Source organism: Streptomyces sp. NPDC033966 (assembly GCF_055575955.1).
Window position 1 is genome coordinate 236,038 of sequence record NZ_JBVIRQ010000008.1, and the last position, 20,390, is coordinate 256,427.

The 20,390-nt window shown below is 71.2% G+C and carries 19 protein-coding genes; 3 read left to right on the plus strand and 16 right to left on the minus strand.

What is annotated here, in order from left to right; translation table 11 throughout:
• Positions 1 to 148 precede the first annotated feature (148 nt).
• From ACZ518_RS23820 to pgsA, 14 genes are all read right to left on the minus strand, one after another.
• The gene (locus ACZ518_RS23820; protein WP_469115016.1) at positions 149 to 706 is read right to left on the minus strand and encodes an adenine phosphoribosyltransferase; all 558 of its coding nucleotides are present in this window, start codon (positions 704 to 706) and stop codon (positions 149 to 151) included.
• On the minus strand, positions 703 to 1,758 hold the full coding sequence (gene secF / locus ACZ518_RS23825; protein ID WP_469115017.1) for a protein translocase subunit SecF: 1,056 nt from the start codon (positions 1,756 to 1,758) through the stop codon (positions 703 to 705). Before secF ends, ACZ518_RS23820 begins: the two co-directional genes overlap by 4 nt.
• Positions 1,759 to 1,761: 3 nt before the next feature.
• Entirely contained in the window at positions 1,762 to 3,573 is a 1,812-nt protein-coding gene (secD, locus tag ACZ518_RS23830; RefSeq protein ID WP_469115018.1) for a protein translocase subunit SecD, read from the minus strand.
• Positions 3,574 to 3,723: 150 nt separating this feature from the next.
• Positions 3,724 to 4,167: a preprotein translocase subunit YajC gene (gene yajC, locus ACZ518_RS23835; protein ID WP_469115019.1), complete on the minus strand. Its 444-nt coding sequence runs from the start codon at positions 4,165 to 4,167 to the stop codon at positions 3,724 to 3,726.
• Positions 4,168 to 4,331: 164 nt separating this feature from the next.
• Entirely contained in the window at positions 4,332 to 5,393 is a 1,062-nt protein-coding gene (gene ruvB, locus ACZ518_RS23840) for a Holliday junction branch migration DNA helicase RuvB (RefSeq protein WP_469115020.1), read from the minus strand.
• Positions 5,394 to 5,546: 153 nt separating this feature from the next.
• Positions 5,547 to 6,176 (minus strand): Holliday junction branch migration protein RuvA, encoded by a 630-nt coding sequence (gene ruvA, locus ACZ518_RS23845; protein ID WP_469115021.1) that lies wholly within the window; start codon positions 6,174 to 6,176, stop codon positions 5,547 to 5,549.
• Positions 6,173 to 6,733 carry a crossover junction endodeoxyribonuclease RuvC gene (gene ruvC / locus ACZ518_RS23850; protein ID WP_469115022.1) on the minus strand — a complete coding sequence of 187 codons (561 nt, stop codon included), beginning with the start codon at positions 6,731 to 6,733 and terminating at the stop codon, positions 6,173 to 6,175. Before ruvC ends, ruvA begins: the two co-directional genes overlap by 4 nt.
• Positions 6,734 to 6,853: 120 nt before the next feature.
• Complete coding sequence (locus tag ACZ518_RS23855; protein WP_469115023.1) at positions 6,854 to 7,606, minus strand: YebC/PmpR family DNA-binding transcriptional regulator; 753 nt, start codon at positions 7,604 to 7,606, stop codon at positions 6,854 to 6,856.
• Between the two features lie 57 nt (positions 7,607 to 7,663).
• Positions 7,664 to 8,254: a pyridoxal 5'-phosphate synthase glutaminase subunit PdxT gene (pdxT, locus tag ACZ518_RS23860; protein ID WP_469115024.1), complete on the minus strand. Its 591-nt coding sequence runs from the start codon at positions 8,252 to 8,254 to the stop codon at positions 7,664 to 7,666.
• Positions 8,255 to 8,262: 8 nt separating this feature from the next.
• Entirely contained in the window at positions 8,263 to 9,180 is a 918-nt protein-coding gene (gene pdxS, locus ACZ518_RS23865) for a pyridoxal 5'-phosphate synthase lyase subunit PdxS (protein WP_469115025.1), read from the minus strand.
• A gap of 135 nt (positions 9,181 to 9,315) precedes the next feature.
• Positions 9,316 to 9,858 (minus strand): hypothetical protein, encoded by a 543-nt coding sequence (locus ACZ518_RS23870; protein ID WP_469115026.1) that lies wholly within the window; start codon positions 9,856 to 9,858, stop codon positions 9,316 to 9,318.
• Between the two features lie 28 nt (positions 9,859 to 9,886).
• Complete coding sequence (locus ACZ518_RS23875; RefSeq protein ID WP_469115027.1) at positions 9,887 to 11,050, minus strand: glycosyltransferase family 4 protein; 1,164 nt, start codon at positions 11,048 to 11,050, stop codon at positions 9,887 to 9,889.
• On the minus strand, positions 11,050 to 11,952 hold the full coding sequence (locus ACZ518_RS23880) for a phosphatidylinositol mannoside acyltransferase (protein ID WP_469115028.1): 903 nt from the start codon (positions 11,950 to 11,952) through the stop codon (positions 11,050 to 11,052). Before ACZ518_RS23880 ends, ACZ518_RS23875 begins: the two co-directional genes overlap by 1 nt.
• Positions 11,952 to 12,617, minus strand: coding sequence for a phosphatidylinositol phosphate synthase (pgsA, locus tag ACZ518_RS23885; protein ID WP_469115029.1), 666 nt, complete (start codon positions 12,615 to 12,617; stop codon positions 11,952 to 11,954). Before pgsA ends, ACZ518_RS23880 begins: the two co-directional genes overlap by 1 nt.
• A gap of 254 nt (positions 12,618 to 12,871) precedes the next feature.
• Here pgsA and ACZ518_RS23890 point away from each other — a divergent pair, with 254 nt between their 5' ends.
• From ACZ518_RS23890 to ACZ518_RS23900, 3 genes are all read left to right on the plus strand, one after another.
• Complete coding sequence (locus ACZ518_RS23890) at positions 12,872 to 15,076, plus strand: elongation factor G-like protein EF-G2 (protein WP_469115030.1); 2,205 nt, start codon at positions 12,872 to 12,874, stop codon at positions 15,074 to 15,076.
• A 249-nt stretch (positions 15,077 to 15,325) separates the two neighbouring features.
• On the plus strand, positions 15,326 to 17,008 hold the full coding sequence (locus ACZ518_RS23895) for a hypothetical protein (protein WP_469115031.1): 1,683 nt from the start codon (positions 15,326 to 15,328) through the stop codon (positions 17,006 to 17,008).
• A 62-nt stretch (positions 17,009 to 17,070) separates the two neighbouring features.
• Positions 17,071 to 17,493: a DnaJ family domain-containing protein gene (locus ACZ518_RS23900; protein WP_469115032.1), complete on the plus strand. Its 423-nt coding sequence runs from the start codon at positions 17,071 to 17,073 to the stop codon at positions 17,491 to 17,493.
• Here the strand turns inward: ACZ518_RS23900 and ACZ518_RS23905 are convergent, their stop codons facing one another.
• Positions 17,494 to 18,054 (minus strand): HIT family protein, encoded by a 561-nt coding sequence (locus ACZ518_RS23905; RefSeq protein WP_469115033.1) that lies wholly within the window; start codon positions 18,052 to 18,054, stop codon positions 17,494 to 17,496.
• A 105-nt stretch (positions 18,055 to 18,159) separates the two neighbouring features.
• Positions 18,160 to 20,136: a threonine--tRNA ligase gene (gene thrS / locus ACZ518_RS23910; RefSeq protein WP_469115034.1), complete on the minus strand. Its 1,977-nt coding sequence runs from the start codon at positions 20,134 to 20,136 to the stop codon at positions 18,160 to 18,162.
• Positions 20,137 to 20,390: the final 254 nt, after the last annotated feature.

Consider the following 20,390-nt stretch of genomic DNA (forward strand, 5'->3'; position numbering starts at 1 on the left):
TAGCGAGGGTTCCGCCGACCCGTTCTCCGTGGTCGCTCCCCGGCACGCGCCCCCAGGCACGCTCCGGCCCGGCCCGAGGGTCCGTACCCGAACGAGAACGGCGGGTCCCCGGATGTCCCGGGAACCCGCCGCTTCGGCAGAGCGGGGATCAGACCACGATCAGCGCGTCCAGCGGGGCCCCCGCCAGCGCCGGGGCCAGCTTGGCCCGGCCCGGGAGGAAGGACAGCTCCATCAGGACCGCCACTCCGGCGACCTCGGCACCGGCCCGCCGGATCAGCTCCAGCGATGCCTCGGCGGTGCCGCCGGTCGCGAGGACGTCGTCGATGACCATGACCCTGTCACCGCCCGACAGGTCCTCCGCGTGGACCTCGATCTCGGCGGTGCCGTACTCCAGCTCGTACGACTGCGCGAGCGTGGCGCCCGGCAGCTTCCCGGCCTTGCGTACGGGGACGAAGCCGATGCCCGCCTGGACGGCCACCGGGGCGGCGAGGATGAACCCGCGCGCCTCCAGGCCGACGATCTTGGTGGCGCCGTACCGGACGGCCAGCTCCACCAGCGCCTCCGTCAGCGCCGCGAAGGCCTTCGGGTCGGCGAGCAGCGGGGTGATGTCCTTGAACGTCACCCCGGGCTTCGGGTAGTCCGGGACGTCCTTGATCCGGCCGAGCAGCAGCTCGCGGAGCTCGGGGGTGGAGGAGGGCGCGGTCACCGGCGCCGCCTCCCCTGGCCGCCCTGGGCCACGACCTGCGGGGCGTCGTCCGCGTCGGCGCCCTCGGCGTCCTCGCCCTTGGCGGCCGCGGCGGCCCGCTTGGCGAGCACCCGCTTGGTCAGCGCCTTCATCGCCGGCTCGCGCTCCTTCAGGTCCACGACCAGCGGGGTCGCGATGAAGATCGAGGAGTACGCACCGGCCGCGAGGCCGACGAACAGCGACAGCGAGATGTCGTTGAGCATGCCCGCGCCCAGCACGCCGCCGCCGATGAAGAGCAGTCCGGCGACCGGGAGCAGCGCGACGACGGTGGTGTTGATCGAGCGGACCAGCGTGCCGTTGATGCTGCGGTTGGCGATCTCGCTGAAGGTGTAGCGGGTCTGCTTGGTGATGTCCTTCGACCCCTCCTTCAGACCGTCGAAGACGACGACGGTGTCGTAGAGGGAGTAACCGAGGATGGTGAGCAGACCGATCACGGTGCCCGGGGTGACCTCGAAGCCGACCAGCGCGTACACGCCGACGGTGATGGTGAGGTCGTGGACCAGCGCGATCAGCGCGGCGACGGCCATCCGCCATTCGAAGGCGATGGCGAGGTAGATCACCACGAGGACCATGAAGACGCCGAGGCCGGTCCAGGCCTTGTTCGCGATCTGCTCGCCCCAGCTCGGGCCGACCAGGTCCGCGTTGATCTGGTTCGCGTCGACCTTGAGGTCGGCCGCGAGCCCCTTCTTCACGGACGCCGCCGCTTCGGTGCTCAGGCCGGAGATCTGAATCCTCAGTCCGCCGGTGCCGAGCTCCTGGACGATCGCGTCGTGCCCCGAGGTCTTCTCCGCGCTCTCGGTCGCCCTGGCGACGGAGACGGCCGTCTTCGGGGTGGTGAAGACGGCACCGCCCTTGAACTCGATACCCATGTTGAGGCCCTGTACGGCCAGGGCCACGATCGCCGTGATGGTGATCAGGATGGAAACGCCGTACCAGACGAAGCGCTTGCCGACGAAGTCGTAGCCGACATCACCGCGGTACAGCTTGGCGCCGAGATCTCCCAGCTTCGACATCTCTCACGCCTCCTTTGCGTCGACGGGGGCGGGGACGGGCGCGCCGCGGCGGGACCGGCGCAGCGGCGGCTTGGCGCCCAGCCGCTTCGGGTCCAGCCCGGACCACGGGTGTCCGCCGGAGAAGAACTTCGTACGGGCCAGCAGGGTCATGACCGGCTTGGTGAAGAGGAACACCACGACCACGTCGAGGAGGGTGGTCAGACCCAGCGTGAAGGCGAAGCCCTGGACCTTGCCGACGGTGACGATGAAGAGCACCGCGGCGGCGAGGAACGACACGAAGTCGGAGACCAGGATGGTGCGGCGGGCACGCGGCCAGGCGCGCTCGACAGCCGGACGCAGGGTGCGGCCCTCGCGGATCTCGTCACGGATGCGCTCGAAGTACACGATGAACGAGTCGGCCGTGATGCCGATCGCGACGATCGCGCCGCAGACGGCGGGCAGGTTCAGGGCGAAGCCGATGCCCTTGCCCAGCAGCGACATGATCGTGTACGTGAGGATCGCGGACACCAGGAGGCTGACGATGGCGATGAAGGCCAGGCCCCGGTAGTACACCAGCAGGTAGATCACCACGAGCGCGAGGCCGATGGCGCCGGCGATGAGGCCGGCCTTCAGCTGCTCGCCGCCGAGCGCGGCGGTGACGGTGGTGACGCTGTCCTCGCTGAAGGAGAGCGGCAGGGCGCCGTACGACAGCATGTTGCCCAGGTCCTGCGCGGACTGCTGGGTGAAGCCGCCGGAGATCTCGGCGCTGCCGCCGGTCAGCGCCTGGCTGACGGACGGGTCGGAGATGACCTTGCCGTCGAGCACGATCGCGAACTGGTTCTGCGGGGACTGCTTGGTGGCCAGCTCACCGGTGATCTTGGCGAACTTGTCGGCGCCCTTGTCGGTGAACTGCATCTGCACGATCCACTGACCGCGCTGCTGGTCGATGACGCCCTTGGCGTCCTTCACGTCCTGGCCGTTGACCTGGGCCGGGCCGAGGACCCACTTGCCCCAGGCGGTGCCGCGCTGGCCACAGGCGAGCGTCGGGTCCTCGGGCTTGGCGCCCTTGCCGGCGGCGGCGCGCTGGTCCTCCTTGGTGCAGTCCAGCGCGGCGAACCTCGCCTGCAGGTCGGCCACGGCCGGGTCCGCCGACGGGGTCGGAGCGGGGGCAGGGGCCGAGGCGGAGGGCGTGGCCTTGCTGTCGTCTGCCTTCTTCGACTCGCTCGCCGAGGGCGAGGGAGTGGGGGTGCCCGGGGCCTTGAGGGCCTCGCTGAGCACACGGCCCTGGGAAGTGGCGCTGGACGACGGGGTGGCCGAGGCGGGGGGCTTGGAGCCCTCGGCCTTCGGGGTGCCGGAACCGCTCGCGGAGGGGCTCGGGGACGAGCTCGCGGACGTGCTCGGCTTCGGCTCCGGAGCGGCGGGGGCGCCGTCGGCGAAGGCCAGCACGGGGCGGAAGTACAGCTGGGCGGTGGTGCCGACCTGCTCGCGGGCCTGCTGCTCGTTCACCCCCTTGGGGATGTTCACGATGATGTGGTCGCGGCCCTGCGTCTGGACCTCGGCCTCCGAGACGCCGAGACCGTTGACACGGCGGTCGATGATGCCGACCGCGGTGTTCATGTTGGTCTCGTTGATGGCGTCCGGCTTGCCGGGCTCGCTCTTGGCCTTGAGCGTGATGCTCGTACCGCCGGCGAGGTCGATGCCCAGACGGGGCGTCGTCTGCTTCGTGAGGAACATCCCCGCGGTGAGCGCCACCATCGCGATCAGGATGAAGGCCAGAGCGCGCCCCGGCCTCCCCTGAGCCCCCGTGGGCCGCCGGCCCTTCTTCGGTGCTGCCACCTTGTCGTTTCTCCCTGTCCAACCGTCCCGCGCCGGGTCAGCGCGCGGACGGCCACGAAATGTGTGGTGGGGACCCCTGCCCCCCGCAGAAGTTCACTGCGGGAACCGCGGCGGATGCCGGTCGGACACCACCGCGGCTCCTGCCGGACGCTACTTGGCGCCGGGCTCGCCGTCGGTCTTGCCGTCCTTCGGCTCGTCGTCGCCCTTGGGCTCGTCCTTCTTGCCCAGGTCGAGCTTGGGGGCGTCGCCCTCGGTCAGCGAGGAGGCGTCGTCGGGGACGACCGGCGCGTCGCCCTCGGAGGCCTCGGAGAAGCCGTGGACGATCCGGTTGTACTCGGCGTCCTCCAGCACGGCACCGATGGCGTTCTTCGCGTAGACCGCGTGGACACCGGGGGCCACCTCGAGGGTGACGGTGTCCTCGCCGATCTCCTTCACCGTGGCGTACATGCCGCCGATGGTGCGCACGCCGGTGCCGGTCGTCATCTGGTCGCGCATCGAAGCGGCCTGGGCCTGCTTCTTCTTGGCGGACCGGGTCATCAGGAACATCGCCCCGATGAGCACGATGAACGGGAGCAAGAAGCTGATGTTGTTCACGGGACGAGGATCCTTCGCACGGCCGCGCCAGGGAGCGGCCATTTCTACGGGGGTGGGCACGCCGACCCGAAGGGTCGGCATCGGCGGAGTCTAGGCGAGTCCGCACCGATGGAACAACGCCCAGCATGGCACCGCAGTTCCTGACCGGTCGAACCTCCGCGCCGTCAGGCCCCGAACAGGCCCTGTTGTCCGCTTGATCCGCCGCCTCCCTGCTGGGGCGGGACGAGCCCCAGGTGGGCCCATGCGGCGGGGGTCGCGATCCGGCCGCGCGGGGTACGGGCGAGCAGCCCCTCCCTGACCAGGAACGGCTCGGCGACCTCCTCGACCGTCTCGCGCTCCTCCCCCACGGCGACGGCGAGGGTGGACAGCCCGACGGGCCCGCCGCCGAACAGCTTGAGCAGCGCCTCCAGCACGGCCCGGTCCAGCCGGTCCAGCCCGCGCGCGTCCACCTCGTACACCTGGAGGGCGGTGGCGGCCACCTCACGGGTGATCACCCCGTCGGCCTTGACCTGCGCGTAGTCGCGTACGCGGCGCAGCAGCCGGTTGGCGATGCGGGGCGTGCCGCGGGAGCGGCCTGCGATCTCGGCGGCCCCGGCGGTGTCGATCTCGACGTCGAGCAGGCCGGCGGAGCGGTGGACGACGCGTTCCAGCTCGGCGGGGGCGTAGAACTCCATGTGGCCGGTGAACCCGAACCGGTCCCGCAGCGGCGGCGGCAGCAGGCCGGCGCGGGTCGTCGCCCCGACGAGGGTGAACGGCGGCAGCTCCAGCGGGATGGCGGTGGCGCCCGGGCCCTTGCCGACGATCACGTCGACGCGGAAGTCCTCCATGGCCATGTACAGCATCTCCTCGGCGGGCCGGGACATGCGGTGGATCTCGTCGAGGAAGAGCACCTCCCCCTCCTGGAGGGAGGACAGGATCGCGGCGAGGTCCCCGGCGTGCTGGATGGCGGGGCCGGAGGTGATCCGGATGGGCGCGCCCATCTCGGCGGCGATGATCATGGAGAGGGTGGTCTTGCCGAGGCCGGGCGCGCCGGACAGCAGCACGTGGTCGGCGGTGGCGCCGCGCTGGCGGGCGGCCTTCAGCACGAGGTCCAGCTGCTGGCGGACCTTCTCCTGGCCGACGAACTCGCCGAGGTCCTTCGGTCGCAGCGCCGCCTCGACGGCGGTGTCCTCCCCGTCGGCGGCGGCCGCCACGATCCGGTCGTCGCTCTCGTCGTCCCAGTTCACGGTGTTCAGTCTGCCTTCTACGTCGTTGCGGTGGTCAACCCGGGTGCGGGGTCCGCTGCGCGGTGCTGCTGCCCGCCCCGCCCTTCGCCCGTTCCCCGGGGCGCGGCCCCGGAGCCCCTCCCGGGGGCTCGCTCCCAGACCCCCGGGAGCCCGTCAGCGGGCGCGGTTGAGGGACTGGAGCGCGGCCCGCAGCAGCTGCGGAACGGGGGCCGAACCGCCGGAAGCGATGGCCGCCTCCGCCTGCGGCGTGACGGCCGAGACCGCCTCCTCCGCGTCCCGCGAGGCGTACCCCAGCCCGATCAGCGCGGCGGTGAGCTGCTCGGTCCACGGCGCCGGTCCCGACGCGGCGGGCGCACGCTGGGCGCCGACCACGGCGGCGGCCGGGGCGCCCAGCTTGTCCTTCAGCTCCAGCAGCAGCTTCTGCGCCCCCTTCGGCCCGATCCCCGGCACCGCCGTCAGCGCCTTCGCGTCCCCCGCGGCGAAAGCCACCCGCAGCGCGTCCGGGGTGTGCACCCCGAGCATCGCCTGGGCCACGCGGGGACCGACCCCGCTCGCGGTCTGGAGCAGCTCGAAGACCTGGCGTTCGTCGTCGTCCGCGAAGCCGTACAGGGTCAGCGAGTCCTCCCGCACCACCAGCGAGGTGGCCAGCCGCGCCTGCTCGCCCGTCCGGAGCCCCGCGATGGTGTTCGGCGTGCACTGCACGGCCATGCCCACTCCCCCGACCTCGATCACGGCCAGGGTGGGGGCGAGGGCGGCGACCTGGCCGCTGACGAAGGCGATCATCGGGTACGGCCTTTCAAGGCAGAGGCGGAGGCAGAGGCGGAGGCAGAGGCGTGCCGGGCGACCGCCTGCTGAAGGCGGTTCTGGGCGGGGGCCCGCCAGATGTGGCAGATGGCGAGGGCGAGGGCGTCGGCGGCATCGGCCGGCTTCGGCGGTTCGGCGAGCCGCAGCAGCCGGGTCACCATCGCCCCGACCTGCGCCTTGTCGGCGCGGCCGCTGCCGGTGACGGCGGCCTTGACCTCGCTCGGGGTGTGCAGCGCGACCGGTATCCCGCGGCGCGCGGCGCACAGCATGGCGACGGCGCTGGCCTGGGCGGTGCCCATCACGGTGCGCACGTTGTGCTGGCTGAAAACCCGCTCCACGGCGACGAACTCCGGCCGGTGCGCGTCGAGCCACTCCTCGATGCCGGCCTCGATCGCGACGAGCCGCTGCCCGAGCTCGGCATCGGCGGGCGTCCGCACGACCCCGACGCCGATCATGGTCAGGGGCCGCCCGGCGACTCCCTCGACCACGCCGACACCGCACCTGGTCAGCCCCGGGTCCACACCCAGTACGCGCACTCCGCCCCCTCTTCCGACACCTGTCCGTGCAGGCTATCCGCCACCACCGACAATGCGACGGCGGGCCGACAGGGTGTGTCCTGTCGGCCCGCCGAAGGAAAGCGGGAGGTGCGGCGCCGGTCAGGCGTCGACCTTCTCCATGACCTCGTCCGAGACGTCGAAGTTGGCGAAGACGTTCTGCACGTCGTCGCTGTCCTCCAGCGCGTCGATCAGCTTGAAGATCTTGCGCGCGCCCTCTTCGTCGAGCTCGACCTGCATGGTCGGGACGAAGCTGGAGTCGGCGGAGTCGTAGTCGATGCCGGCTTCCTGGAGCGCGGTGCGGACCGCGACCAGGTCGGTGGCCTCGCTGATGATCTCCCAGGTCTCGCCGTTGTCGTTGACCTCTTCGGCACCGGCGTCCAGGACCGCGTCCAGGACGTCGTCCTCGGAGAGCTCGGCCTTGGGCAGGAGGATGACGCCCTTGCGGTTGAACAGGTACGAGACCGAGCCCGGGTCGGCCATGGAGCCGCCGTTGCGGGTCATGGCGACGCGGACGTCGGAGGCGGCACGGTTGCGGTTGTCGGTGAGGCACTCGATGAGCACCGCGACACCGTTGGGGCCGTAGCCTTCGTACATGATCGTCTCGTAGTCGGCGCCGCCGGCCTCGAGGCCGCCGCCGCGCTTGACCGCGGAGTCGATGTTCTTGTTCGGGACCGACTGCTTCTTGGCCTTCTGAACGGCGTCGAAGAGCGTCGGGTTGCCCTCGATGTCGGCACCGCCCATACGGGCCGCGACCTCGATGTTCTTGATCAGCTTCGCGAAGAGCTTGCCGCGCTTGGCATCGATCACGGCCTTCTTGTGCTTCGTCGTAGCCCATTTAGAGTGGCCGGACATCCGCCTGTCTCCTTCGCGTAACCAACAGTGTTCGTTCCCGATCCTACCGGGAGCCCGTCACAGCCCCGCGCGCACCATGTCGACGAAGTACGCGTGGACCCGGTCGTCGCCGGTCAGTTCGGGGTGGAACGAGGTCGCCAGGACATTATCCTGCCGCACGGCGACCGTGTGGCCGTCGTACGTCGCGAGCACCTCCACGCTGCCGCCGACCGACTCGACCCACGGGGCGCGGATGAAGACGCCCTCGACGGGGCCGCCTTCTATGCCCGCGAAGTCGATCTTCGCCTCGAAGGACTCGTTCTGGCGGCCGAAGGCGTTGCGGCGCACGATCATGTCGATGCCGCCGAGCGTCTCCTGGTCCTCACGGCCGTCGAGCAGCTTGTCGGCGAGCATGATCATGCCGGCGCAGGTGCCGTAGACGGGCATGCCGGCGCGCACGCGCTCGCGCAGCGGATCCAGCATGCCGAACAGCACGGCGAGCTTCGACATGGTCGTGGACTCGCCGCCGGGGATCACCAGGGCGTCGACCTCGGCGAGCTCCTCGGGGCGCCGGACCGGCCTGGCCACGGCGTCCGCCGCGGCCAGGGCGATCAGGTGCTCCCGTACGTCGCCCTGGAGGGCCAGGACACCAATAACGGGGGTGGTCATGGCAGTGACTACCAGCCGCGGTTGGCGTAGCGCTCGGCCTCGGGGAGGGTGTCGCAGTTGATGCCGACCATGGCCTCGCCGAGGTTGCGGGACGCGTCCGCGATGACCTTCGGGTCGTCGAAGAAGGTGGTGGCCTTCACGATGGCGGCGGCGCGCTTGGCCGGGTCACCGGACTTGAAGATGCCGGAGCCGACGAAGACGCCCTCGGCGCCGAGCTGGCGCATCAGAGCGGCGTCGGCCGGGGTGGCGACACCACCGGCGGAGAACAGCACGACCGGGAGCTTGCCGAGCTCGGCGACTTCCTTGACCAGCTCGTACGGGGCGCGCAGCTCCTTGGCGGCGGCGAACAGCTCGTTGTTGTCGTAGCCGCGCAGGCGGGCGATCTCGTTCTTGATCTGGCGCAGGTGGCGGACGGCCTCGACGACGTTGCCGGTGCCGGCCTCGCCCTTCGAGCGGATCATGGCCGCGCCCTCGGCGATGCGGCGCAGGGCCTCGCCCAGGTTGGTGGCACCACAGACGAAGGGGGTGGTGAACGCCCACTTGTCGGAGTGGTTGACCTCGTCGGCCGGGGTCAGGACCTCGGACTCGTCGATGTAGTCGACGCCGAGGGACTGGAGCACCTGGGCCTCGACGAAGTGGCCGATGCGGGACTTGGCCATGACCGGGATGGACACGGCCTCGATGATCTCTTCGATCATGTTCGGGTCGGACATGCGGGCCACGCCGCCGTCCTTGCGGATGTCGGCGGGGACCCGCTCCAGGGCCATGACGGCCACGGCTCCGGCGTCCTCGGCGATCTTCGCCTGCTCGGCGTTGACCACGTCCATGATCACGCCGCCCTTGAGCTGCTCGGCCATGCCGCGCTTGACGCGGGAGGTGCCGATCGCCGACTCAGCGGACTGGGAAGAGGTGGGAAGCGTGCTCACGGGTTGACCTCACTCGAAACGAACGCGAAAGGAAGACGGGTGGTACTCGCCGAGAAAACCCCACCGACCAGTCCACTACAAGGGCCAATGTGGAGCCGGTGGCTCTTTCATTTGTCCCCCGCGGCCCTATGAACCTCAGGCGGGCCGGTCCGCGAGGTCCACCGGAGGCTCATCGTCCATTTCGAAGGCCAGCGGGAACGGCGCGTGTCCCGCCAGTCTGAACCATCGGACCTTCCGGTGGCGGCGCAGCGCGCGGGCGGCCCGTACGGAGTCGTTGAGGAACCGGCGCGCCATCGGCACCCGGCGCACCGCCGCGGCCAGCTCCTCGGCGGCCTCCACCCCGCCCGGGGCGGCCTTCAGCACCTCCACCTGGTCCGCGTCGGCGAACACCGCCCGCAGCGCCTGGCTGAGCTCGCTCTCGGCGACCTCCCGGTGCTCCTCCTCGGCCTGCCGCGCGGCGTGCGCGGCCTCGTACAGCACGAGCGAGGAGGCGGGGTCGAGCGCCCCGGAGGTGGCCACCTCCAGCACCACGGAAGCCCGCCGCACGAGCTGCGCGTCGAGGGCGGCCCGGGCGGCATCCATCCGCGTGTGCAACCGGTCCAGCCGCCCGGCGGTCCAGCTGAGGTAGACCCCGACGACGGCGAGCGCCACCGCGATCCAGACAAGGTTTTCGATCACGGGCGGCGACACTACCCGCTACGGGCCCCTACGTGTCCCGTGTGAAGCCCAGGCGGGTGCGGAGGGGGACGCGTTCGTCGGTGGCGACGGCCGCCGCGCCGGCGGTGACCGTTTCGTAGACCGCCAGGATGTCCGCGCCCACCGTCGACCAGTCGAAGCGGCGTACGTGTGCCGAGCCGCGGGCGCTCAGTTCCGCGCGGCGGGCCGGGTCGCGCAGGAGGGCGGTCGCGGCCGCGGCCAGGGAGGCGGCGTCCTCGTTGGCGAACAGCTCCCCCGCCGCGCCCTGGTCCAGGACCTGGGCGAACGCGTCGAGGTCCGAGGCCAGGACGGCCGCCCCCGCCGAGAGGGCCTCGACGAGGATGATGCCGAAGCTCTCGCCGCCGGTGTTGGGGGCGACGTAGACGTCCACGCTGCGCAGCAGGCGGGCCTTGTCCTCGTCGGAGACCATGCCGAGGAACTCCACCCGGGAGCGCAGGTGCTCCGGGAGGGAGGCCACGGCCTCCTCCTCGTCGCCCCGGCCCGCCACGAGCAGGCGTACGTCCGGGCAGGCCTCGACGATGGCGGGGAAGGCGGCCATGAGCACCGGGAGGCCCTTGCGGGGTTCGTCGATGCGGCCGATGAAGCCGAGGGTCTGCCCGCCCCACTCGGCCTTGGGGTCGGCCCGGGCGAAGAAGTCGACGTCGACGCCGTTGGGGATGACCACCGCGTCCCCGCCCAGGTGTTCGACGAGGGTGCGGCGGGCGTACTCGCTCACCGCGATGCGGGCGCTGATCTTCTCCAGCGCCGGCTGGAGGATCGGGTACGCGGCGATCATCGCGCGCGAGCGGGGGTTGGAGGTGTGGAACGTCGCCACGATCGGGCCCTGGGCCGCCCAGCAGGAGAGCAGGCCCAGGGAGGGCGAGGCCGGCTCGTGGATGTGGATCACGTCGAAGACGCCCTCGTGCAGCCAGCGGCGCACCCGGGCGGCGGAGAGGAAGCCGAAGTTCAGCCGGGCGACCGAACCGTTGTAGGGCACCGGCACCGCCCGTCCCGCCGAGACCACGTAGGGGGGCAGGGGGGTCTCGTCGTCCGCCGGGGCCAGCACCGACACCTCGTGGCCCTGGCGGATCAGGTGCTCGGCCAGGTCGCGGATGTGGAACTGGACGCCGCCCGGCACGTCCCACGAGTACGGGCACACGATGCCGATCTTCACTACGGGCGCTCCTCCAGGTCGTCCAGCCACAGGCGCTGCAACATGTGCCAGTCCTCCGGGTGCTCCGCGATGCCCGACGCGAAGGCGTCCGCCACCGCCTGGGTCATCGCGGCGGTCTTCTCGGTCCGCGTGCCCTGCTTCGGCACCTCCACCTCGGGGTGGAACCGGCCGTACATCTTCGGGGTGTCGCCGTAGTACAGGGTGACCGGCAGCAGCACCGCCCCGGTCTGCTGCGCCAGCAGCGCGGGACCCGCGGGCATCCGGGCCCGGGAGCCGAAGAAGTCCACCTCGACGCCGGAGGCCGACAGGTCCCGGTCGGCGACCAGGCAGATCAGCCCGCCGGACCGCAGCCGGCGGGCCAGGGTGCCGAAGGATGCGCCGCCGGTGTGCGGCAGGACCTCCATGCCCAGGCTCTCCCGGTAGGCGACGAAGCGGTCGTAGAGGGATTCGGGCTTGAGCCGCTCGGCGACGGTGGTGAAGGGGACGCCGAGGTGGCCGGTGACCCACGCGCCGGCGAGGTCCCAGTTGGCCAGGTGCGGCAGGGCGGCGATGACCCCGCGACCGGAGGCGATGGCCTCGCGCAGGATGTGGTCGTCCTTCAGCTGGACGTCCTCGCCGAACCGCTGCGGGTCCATGGCCGGCAGCCGGAAGGATTCCATCCAGTAGCGCATGTACGAACGCATGCCGGCGTGCGACAGCTCGCGCAGCCGCTCGGGGGTCGCGTCGGGCACCACCCGGGCCAGGTTGGACTCCAGCCGCAGCACGCTCTTGCCGCGCCGCTTCCACGCCACGTCCGCGATCTTGCGGCCGAGGGCCACGGCAGCCGGCTCGGGCAGCTTCTTCACGCCCGCCCAGCCGAGCCCGTACAGCCCGTCGACCAGCTTGTCCTGTGCCTTGCCCATCAGAGCGCCCCGCCTTCGGCACCGGCGGCCGCCGCGTCGGCCTCCGCCGCCTCACGGCGTACGGTGACCACCCGCTGGACCAGCGTGACCAGCGAGCCCGCCGCCACGATCCACAGCGCGACCGGCAGCAGCACCCCGATCCACGAGGGCACCCCGAAGGTCTGCAGCCCGGACAGGCCGGCCGCGACCAGGGAGATCACCAGGCGTTCGGCGCGCTCGACGAGCCCGTTGACGGCGACCGGCAGGCCGATCGCCTCGCCGCGGGCCTTCGTGTACGAGACCACCTGCCCGCTGGCCAGGCAGAAGATCGCCACCGCGCACAGCACGTTGTCGTCGCCCAGACCCGCGTACCAGAGCGCGAGGCCGCCGAAGATCGCCGCGTCGGCCACCCGGTCGAGCGTGGAGTCGAGGAACGCGCCCCACCGGCTGGAGCTACCGGCCTGGCGGGCCATGTTGCCGTCCACCAGGTCGGAGAAGACGAAGAGGGTGATGGTGATCGTTCCCCAGAAGAGCTCGCCCCGGGGGAAGAAGACCAGCGCTCCGGCCACCACTCCGGCGGTGCCGATGAGCGTGACGGCATCCGGGCTCACCCCCCGGCGCAGGAGAAATGCGGCGAACGGCGTGAGAACACGCGTGAAGAATGCACGCGCGTACTTGTTCAGCATGGCCTTCCCAGAGGGTCGCTGGGCCGAACGGCCACCACGGCCACCGGCTGGCCCATCGTAGCCAGCGCCCCGCGCCCGCAGCGCCCCGCACCCACCGGTTCGCTCCGGCTCCCCACCCGCTGCACCGCCGCGTCACCCTCCCGCCGCGCACCCGACCGTGGCCGGTACCACGTATGGACGCAGTGTGACGGCAGTGCAAAGCTCGAAGGACCCCGATCACCCTCCTCACCGCGACACCAGGAGGCACGAGAAGCATGGGAGCCACATCACACCAAGCCGGAGCCGCCGGCAGGGCACTGACGGCCGACCGCCCCGATTCCGTACGGAACGTCGTGCTGGTCGGCCACAGCGGCGCCGGGAAGACCACTCTGGTCGAAGCCCTGGCCCTGACCGCGGGGGCCGTGAACCGGGCCGGACGGGTCGAGGACGGGGGCACGGTCTCGGACTACGACGAGATCGAGCACCGCCGCCAGCGTTCCGTCCAGCTGTCCCTGGTCCCCGTCGAATGGGCCGGAATCAAGATCAACATCCTGGACACCCCCGGATACGCCGACTTCGTCGGGGAACTCAGGGCCGGCCTGCGCGCCGCTGACGCGGCCCTCTTCGTCGTCTCCGCCTCCGACGGGATCGACGGAGCCACCCGGATGGTCTGGGACGAATGCGAGGCCGTCGGCATGCCGCGCGCCATCGTCGTCACCCATTTGGAGGCAGCCCGCGCCGATTACTCCCAGATGACCGCCGTCTGCGGAGAGATCTTCGGCGCCGACGACCCGGACGCCGTCATCCCGCTCTACCTCCCGCTGCACGGACCGGCCGGACCGGACGGCCACTCCCCCGTCAACGGCCTGCTGGGGCTGCTCTCCCGGCGCGTGTACGACTACACCTCCGGCGAGCGCGCGGAACGCGACCCGGACCCCGCCGAGCTCGCCCTCATCGACGACGCCCGCTCCCGCCTGATCGAGGGGATCATCGCCGAGAGCGAGGACGAGACCCTCATGGACCGCTACCTCGGCGGTGAGGACATCGACGTCAAGACCCTGATCGACGACCTGGAGCGGGCAGTGGCCCGGGGCACCTTCCACCCCGTCCTGATGGCCGCCCCCGCCGCCGACGGCGCCCGCCAGGGCCTGGGCACGGTGGAGCTCCTCGAACTGATCACCGGCGGCTTCCCCACCCCCGCCGAACGCGCCCCCGTCGCCGTCACCGCCCCCGACGGCTCCCCCCGCCCCGACGTCACCTGCGACCCGGCCGGGCCGCTGCTCGCCGAGGTCGTCAAGACCTCCTCCGACCCCTACGTCGGCCGCGTCTCCCTGGTCCGCGTCTTCTCCGGCACCCTGCGCCCCGAGGAGACCGTCCACGTGTCCGGGCACGGTCTGGAGGACCGCGGGCACGAGGACCACGATGTCGACGAGCGCATCGGCACCCTCACCTCCCCCTTCGGCAAACAGCAGCGCACCCTCGGCACCTGCATCGCCGGCGACCTCGCCTGCGTGGCCAAACTCACCCGCGCCGAGACCGGCGACACCCTGTCCTCCAAGGACTCCCCGCTCCTGATGGAGCCCTGGCCGATGCCCGAGCCGCTGCTCCCCCTCGCCGTCGAGGCCCACAGCAAGGCCGACGAGGACAAGCTCTCCCAGGGCCTGGCCCGCCTCGTCGCCGAGGACCCCACCCTGCGGCTGGAGCAGAACCCGCACACCCACCAGCTCGTCCTGTGGTGCCTGGGCGAGGCCCACCAGGACCTCGTGCTCGAACGGCTCAAGACCCGCTACGGCGTCCAGGTCGACCCCGTCCCCCACAAGGTCAGCCTCCGCGAGACCTTCGGCGCCAAGGCCGCCGGACGCGGGCGGCACGTCAAACAGTCCGGCGGCCACGGCCAGTACGCCATCTGCGAGATCGAGGTCGAACCCCTCCCGCCCGGCAGCGGCATCGAGTTCGTCGACAAGGTCGTCGGCGGCGCCGTCCCCCGCCAGTTCATCCCGTCCGTCGAGAAGGGCGTACGGGCCCAGGCCGCCCGCGGCATCGCGGCCGGCTATCCGCTGGTCGACGTACGCATCATCCTGCGCGACGGCAAGGCGCACTCGGTGGACTCCTCCGACGCCGCCTTCCAGACGGCCGGCGCCCTCGCCCTGCGCGAAGCCGCCGCCGACATCCCGATCCACCTGCTGGAGCCCGTCGCCGAACTCGACGTCGAGGTGCCCGACGAGTACGTCGGCCCGGTCATGAGCGACCTCGCGGGCCGCCGCGGCCGCGTCGTCGGCACCGAGCAGGCCGGACCCGGCCGGTCCCGGGTGCGCGCCGAGATCCCCGAGATCGAGATCGGCCGCTACGCCGTGGACCTGCGCTCCGTGTCCCACGGCACGGGCCGCTTCAGCCGCGCGTACGCCCGGCACGAACCCATGCCGCCCCACCTCGCGGACAAGGTTCGCGAACAGGCCGAGAAGGGAAGCCAGTTGACATAGCACACCGGATACCGCCCACCCAACCAGCTTGCGGTGGGCGGTATTTCCCTGTCCCATGACCATGGGGACGAGTACGCATATAGGCTCTTCGCCGCGACGGAGAGCACAACGGACCACAACGGAGCGCGACACGACCGGGCACGGCACGGCACGGCACGACCGGGCGCGACACGCCGCGAACGGCGGCGGCACGACTAGCACGACGGCACCACGGGCAAAGAGCACAGTGGCACGGCGATGGGGGCAGCGGTGGCGGACGACGGATTCGACTTCAGGCCCGGAGCACAGATTCCTCTCCAGGGGGGCGGCGGTCAGACCGCGGCGACCAACGCCCTCGCCTCCGCCGCGTACCGCGACGGCGGCAAGGACACCGCCCTGTCCTCCATACTCGGGGCGAACAGCGAGAACCACCCGGCCTCGGTCAAGGCCCCGAAGGTCTCCCTCCTCGAACCCAGCCTCGGCGAGGCCTTCTGCCGCGCCGTCGAGGCCCGCACCCTCGGCTCCGGCCGCAAGCCGCTCATCCAGTCCTTCGGCGCCGACCCGCAGACCGTCGTCGAGCACTGCCTGGCCGCCTCCCGCATCCGCAAGGAACGCGACCGCAAGCTGCGCCTGATCATGCTGGTCAGCGGAGTCGTGTTCCTGCCCGGACTGCTGCTCTGGCTCGGCCTCTTCCAGCTGCGCAAGACCCTGTCCAAGGGCGAGGGCAAGAAGAGCACCTGGATCGGCACCGCCCTGCTGGTCGCCGTGGTCCTCTTCGGCGCGGTCCTGCTCTACCGGGTGCTGTACCGCCAGCCCGGCAGCGGCCTGCTGGAGCTCTACCTGCTCGGCGCGATCATCGCGCCCGTCCTCGGCTGGTACCTGGCCCGCCGGATCTGCGAGAACACCGCCGCCGACCTGCGCTCCCGCTGGGACGGCCTGCTCGGCGGCGGCGCCCCCGTCGCCGCCAAGATCCCCGAAGCGGTCCCCGGCAACCCGGACGAGAAGGCCCGCGAGGACCTGCGCCACCAGCTGGCGAAGCTGACCGCCGAGAACCGCAGCAACTCGGTCTTCTACGCCGGCCCCAAGGGCATCCTCGGCATGGGCACCCGCTGGGGCAGCTGGCAGATGGCCGAGGAGCTGAACCCCAAGACCGACGGGCACGAGATCCACCCCTTCCGCAGCTGGGACGTCATACGCGCGATCGACTCCCAGCTGCGCAAGCTGGAACGCGGCCCCCTGCACACCGGCGGGTTCCCGACCGCCTCCATCCAGCACTGGATCGTCACCCCCGTCGGCGAGGGCGCCGCCGAAGTGGCCCGCCCGAGCGGCGAGGACGTCGACACCTTCCTCGTCAAGCCGCACGAGATCACCCGGATCTGCAACGAGCAGCAGTTCAGCGCCGGCAACCGGCACTACCTCGGCATCCAGTACCCGCTCTGGGACGGCCAGCTCGTCATCACGATGCTGGTCACCGTCACCGTCCTCTACAAGACCCTGCGCGTGGACGTCACCGCCCACGCCCTCGGCCCGGTGCACGGCCTGTTCACCACCAAGTCCAAGCCCCCGGTGGTCGAGGTCCCCAAGTCCATCCGCTTCTGGGAGACGGTGGAGCGCCCACTGCCGCTGGTGGACACCATGGAGGTGGTACGCCTCGCCGCGCGCGCCCCGCTGACCTGGTACCCGCCGCTGCTGGAGTACTTCGGCGGCAAGCTGGTCCTGCCCGAGCCCTTCGGCCTGCGGCACGTCTGGGCGGGCTCGATGTGGCGCCACCGCTTCATGGCGGACGACGCCCTGCGCACCGTGGCCCCGGTGCTGCGGTCGGTGCACGCGGCCACGTTCAAGGTGCTGGAGGAGAACGGCGTGGACACCGCGGCCTTCACCAACCGGTCCTCGATCATGAACGGCCTCATCCAGGAGCCGGCCCCGCGCAAGGCGGACGTCTACGACGCGTAGGGACGCTGCGACGCGTAGGTACGCTGGAGGAGTCCCAGCCGACGACCCCGGGAGGAGCCGTCATGACCGAGCGCAAGCCGCCGGGGGTCAGCTTCGAGTCCTTCGTGGACCGGCAGATCAGAGAGGCCGCCGACCGGGGCGAGTTCGAGAGACTGCCGGGCTGGGGCAAGCCGATGGCCTCGCTGGACGCCCCGTACGACGAGATGTGGTGGATCAGGCGCAAGCTGCACGGCGAGGGCTTCGCCGTGCTGCCGCCGGCGCTGGCGCTGCGCAAGGAGGCCGAGGACGCCCGGGAGGCGGCCCTGACGGCCGGGACGGAGCGCCGGGCCCGGGAGATCCTGGCGGAGGTCAACGAGAAGATCCGCACGGCGCTGCGCCGGCCCCCGCCCGGCCCGCCGCTCGGCCTCGCCGAGTTCGATGTGGAGGCGGTCCTGGCGGAGCGGCGCGAGGGCCGTACGGGCCGGCGCGAGGGCCGTACGGGCTGATCAGTCGTTCGGCCAGGAGTCGGCGAGCATCTGGCGGGTGTCCGCGAGCAGTTGCGGCAGCACCTTGGTGTGGCCGACGACCGGCATGAAGTTCGTGTCGCCGCCCCAGCGGGGCACGATGTGCTGGTGCAGGTGCGCGGCGATGCCGGCGCCGGCGGCACTGCCCTGGTTGAGCCCGATGTTGAAACCGTGCGCCCCCGACGCCTTCCGCAGCGCGACCATGGCCCGCTTGGTCAGGTCCGCCAGCTCCGCCGTCTCCGGGCCGTCGAGCTCCGTGTAGTCGGCGACGTGCCGGTACGGGACGACCATCAGGTGGCCGCCGTTGTAGGGGTAGAGGTTCAGCACCGCGAAGACGTGCTTGCCCCGCGCCACGATCAGGCCGTCCTGGTCGGACATCTCAGGAATCCCGCAGAAGGGACAGCCGTCCCCGGCTTCCGGGCCGGTCGGCTTGTTCTCGCCCTGGATGTAGGCCATCCGGTGAGGGGTCCACAGGCGCTGGAACCCGTCGTGCGTGCCCACACCGTTCTGCCGCTCCGGCTCAATCGTCATGCCATGCAGCATATGACCTCGTCCGGACGAACGAGCGGGGCCCCCGGAAAGTGATCGCTTTCCGGGGGCCCCGCTCGGTGGCCGGCCGGCCTGGACCAGACCTGGACCAGCCCTGGATCAGACCTGGACGCGGTCGGCGACGACCTTGGCCAGCTTGGCCAGCGCCTCGTCCTTCGGGATGCCGTTCTCCTGCGAACCGTCGCGGTAGCGGAAGGAGACGGTACCCGCGGCCATGTCCTCGTCACCGACGATGATCATGAACGGGACCTTGAGCTTCTGGTGGTTGCGGATCTTCTTCTGCATCCGGTCGGAGGACGCGTCCACCTCGACCCGCAGGCCCTGCTTCTTCGCCGTGGCGGCGAACTCCTGCAGGTACTCCACGTGCCCGTCGCCGATCGGGATGCCGACCGCCTGGACCGGGGCCAGCCACGGCGGCATGGCGCCCGCGTAGTGCTCCAGCAGCACCGCGAAGAACCGCTCGATGGAGCCGAACAGCGCGCGGTGAATCATGACCGGGCGCTGGCGGGAGCCGTCCGGGCCGGTGTACTCCAGGTCGAAGCGCTCCGGCAGGTTGAAGTCCAGCTGCACGGTCGACATCTGCCAGGTGCGGCCGATGGCGTCGCGCGCCTGCACGGAGATCTTCGGGCCGTAGAAGGCCGCGCCGCCCGGGTCGGGGGTCAGCGGGAGGCCCTGCTTCTCGGCGACCTGCTGGAGGACCGCGGTGGCCTCCTCCCAGACCTCGTCCGAGCCGACGAACTTCTCCGGGTCCTTGGTGGACAGCTCCAGGTAGAAGTCGGTCAGACCGTAGTCGCGCAGCAGGTTCAGCACGAAGGTGAGCGTGCGGTCGAGCTCCTCGGCCATCTGCTCGCGGGTGCAGTAGATGTGCGCGTCGTCCTGGGTGAAGCCCCGGGCACGGGTCAGGCCGTGGACCACGCCCGACTTCTCGTACCGGTACACGGTGCCGAACTCGAACAGGCGCAGCGGCAGCTCACGGTAGGAGCGCCCGCGCGCGTCGAAGATCAGGTTGTGCATCGGGCAGTTCATGGGCTTGAGGTAATAGTCGGTACCACCGTCGAGCTGCATGGGGGGGTACATGCCCTCCGCGTACCAGTCCAGGTGGCCGCTCTTCTCGAAGAGGGCGCCCTTGGTGGCGTGCGGGGAGTAGACGAACTCGTAGCCCTCCTCCTCGTGCCGGCGGCGCGAGTAGTCCTCCATCACCCGGCGGATGATGCCGCCGCGCGGGTGGAAGACGGCCAGGCCGGAACCGATCTCGTCCGGGATGGAGAAGAGGTCGAGCTCGTTGCCGAGCTTGCGGTGGTCGCGCTTCTCGGCCTCGGCGAGGAAGTCGAGGTGCGCCTTCAGCTCCTCCTTCGAGGGCCAGGCGGTGCCGTAGATGCGCTGGAGCATCGGGTTCTTCTCGCTGCCGCGCCAGTAGGCGGCCGCGTTGCGCATCAGCTTGAACGCCGGGATGTTGCGGGTGGTGGGCAGGTGGGGACCGCGGCAGAGGTCCTTCCAGCACAGCTCGCCGGTCTTGGCGTCCAGGTTGTCGTAGATGGTCAGCTCGCCGCCGCCCACCTCGACGTTCGCGCCGTCGTCGGTCGACGCGGAGCCCTTGATGCCGATGAGCTCCAGCTTGTACGGCTCGTCGGCGAGCTCCTCGCGGGCCGCCTCGTCGGAGACCACGCGGCGGGCGAACCGCTGCCCGCGCTTCTGGATCTCCTGCATCTTCTTCTCGATGGTCTTGAGGTCATCGGGAGTGAAGGGCCTGGCGACGTCGAAGTCGTAGTAGAAGCCGTCGCGGACCGGCGGGCCGATGCCCAGCTTGGCCTCGGGGAACAGCTCCTGCACGGCCTGCGCCATGACGTGCGCGGTCGAGTGGCGCAGGATGTTGAGGCCGTCCTCGGAGGAGATCTCCACCGGCTCGACGGTCTCGCCGTCCCGCACCTCGTACGAGAGGTCCTTCAGCTCACCGGCGATGCGGGCGGCGACGATGGTGCGCTCGCCGGCGAAGAGCTCCGCCGCCGTAGTGCCCGTGGCCACCACGCGCTCGTCCCGCTCGGAATCGCGTTGGATGATCACACGGACGTCTGACACCGGTCTCTCCTGACTCAGGGGGTACGCAGGCCAACGCTGCGCGCCTGAATCGTACCGAGCCGAGCGGCCGCGCCGCGAAACGGTTAACGGGGGCGCCCCCGAGCCCCGCCGCGCGGCCGGCTGGCGGGCGCGGGTTCCAGCCCCGTGGGGCGGTCGGCCGAGCCCCGCCGGGGCGGGGCGCCGGGCCGGAAAACCACCCGGTCCGTCCCCGTCCTCCGGGGTAGCGTGGCCGGACCCGCCCCGCCCCGCCCCCG

Excerpts from the sequence above, each read along its gene's own strand:
- ruvA (WP_469115021.1), bottom strand. The coding sequence starts at position 6,176 with ATGATCGCCTTCGTCAGCGGCCAGGTCGCCGCCCTCGCCCCCACCCTG.
- pgsA (WP_469115029.1), bottom strand. The coding sequence starts at position 12,617 with ATGCTGAACAAGTACGCGCGTGCATTCTTCACGCGTGTTCTCACGCCG.
- ACZ518_RS23855 (WP_469115023.1), bottom strand. The coding sequence starts at position 7,606 with ATGTCCGGCCACTCTAAATGGGCTACGACGAAGCACAAGAAGGCCGTG.
- ACZ518_RS23880 (WP_469115028.1), bottom strand. The coding sequence starts at position 11,952 with ATGGGCAAGGCACAGGACAAGCTGGTCGACGGGCTGTACGGGCTCGGC.
- ACZ518_RS23900 (WP_469115032.1), top strand. The coding sequence starts at position 17,071 with ATGACCGAGCGCAAGCCGCCGGGGGTCAGCTTCGAGTCCTTCGTGGAC.
- ACZ518_RS23890 (WP_469115030.1), top strand. The coding sequence starts at position 12,872 with ATGGGAGCCACATCACACCAAGCCGGAGCCGCCGGCAGGGCACTGACG.
- pdxT (WP_469115024.1), bottom strand. The coding sequence starts at position 8,254 with ATGACCACCCCCGTTATTGGTGTCCTGGCCCTCCAGGGCGACGTACGG.
- ACZ518_RS23905 (WP_469115033.1), bottom strand. The coding sequence starts at position 18,054 with ATGCTGCATGGCATGACGATTGAGCCGGAGCGGCAGAACGGTGTGGGC.
- secF (WP_469115017.1), bottom strand. The coding sequence starts at position 1,758 with ATGTCGAAGCTGGGAGATCTCGGCGCCAAGCTGTACCGCGGTGATGTC.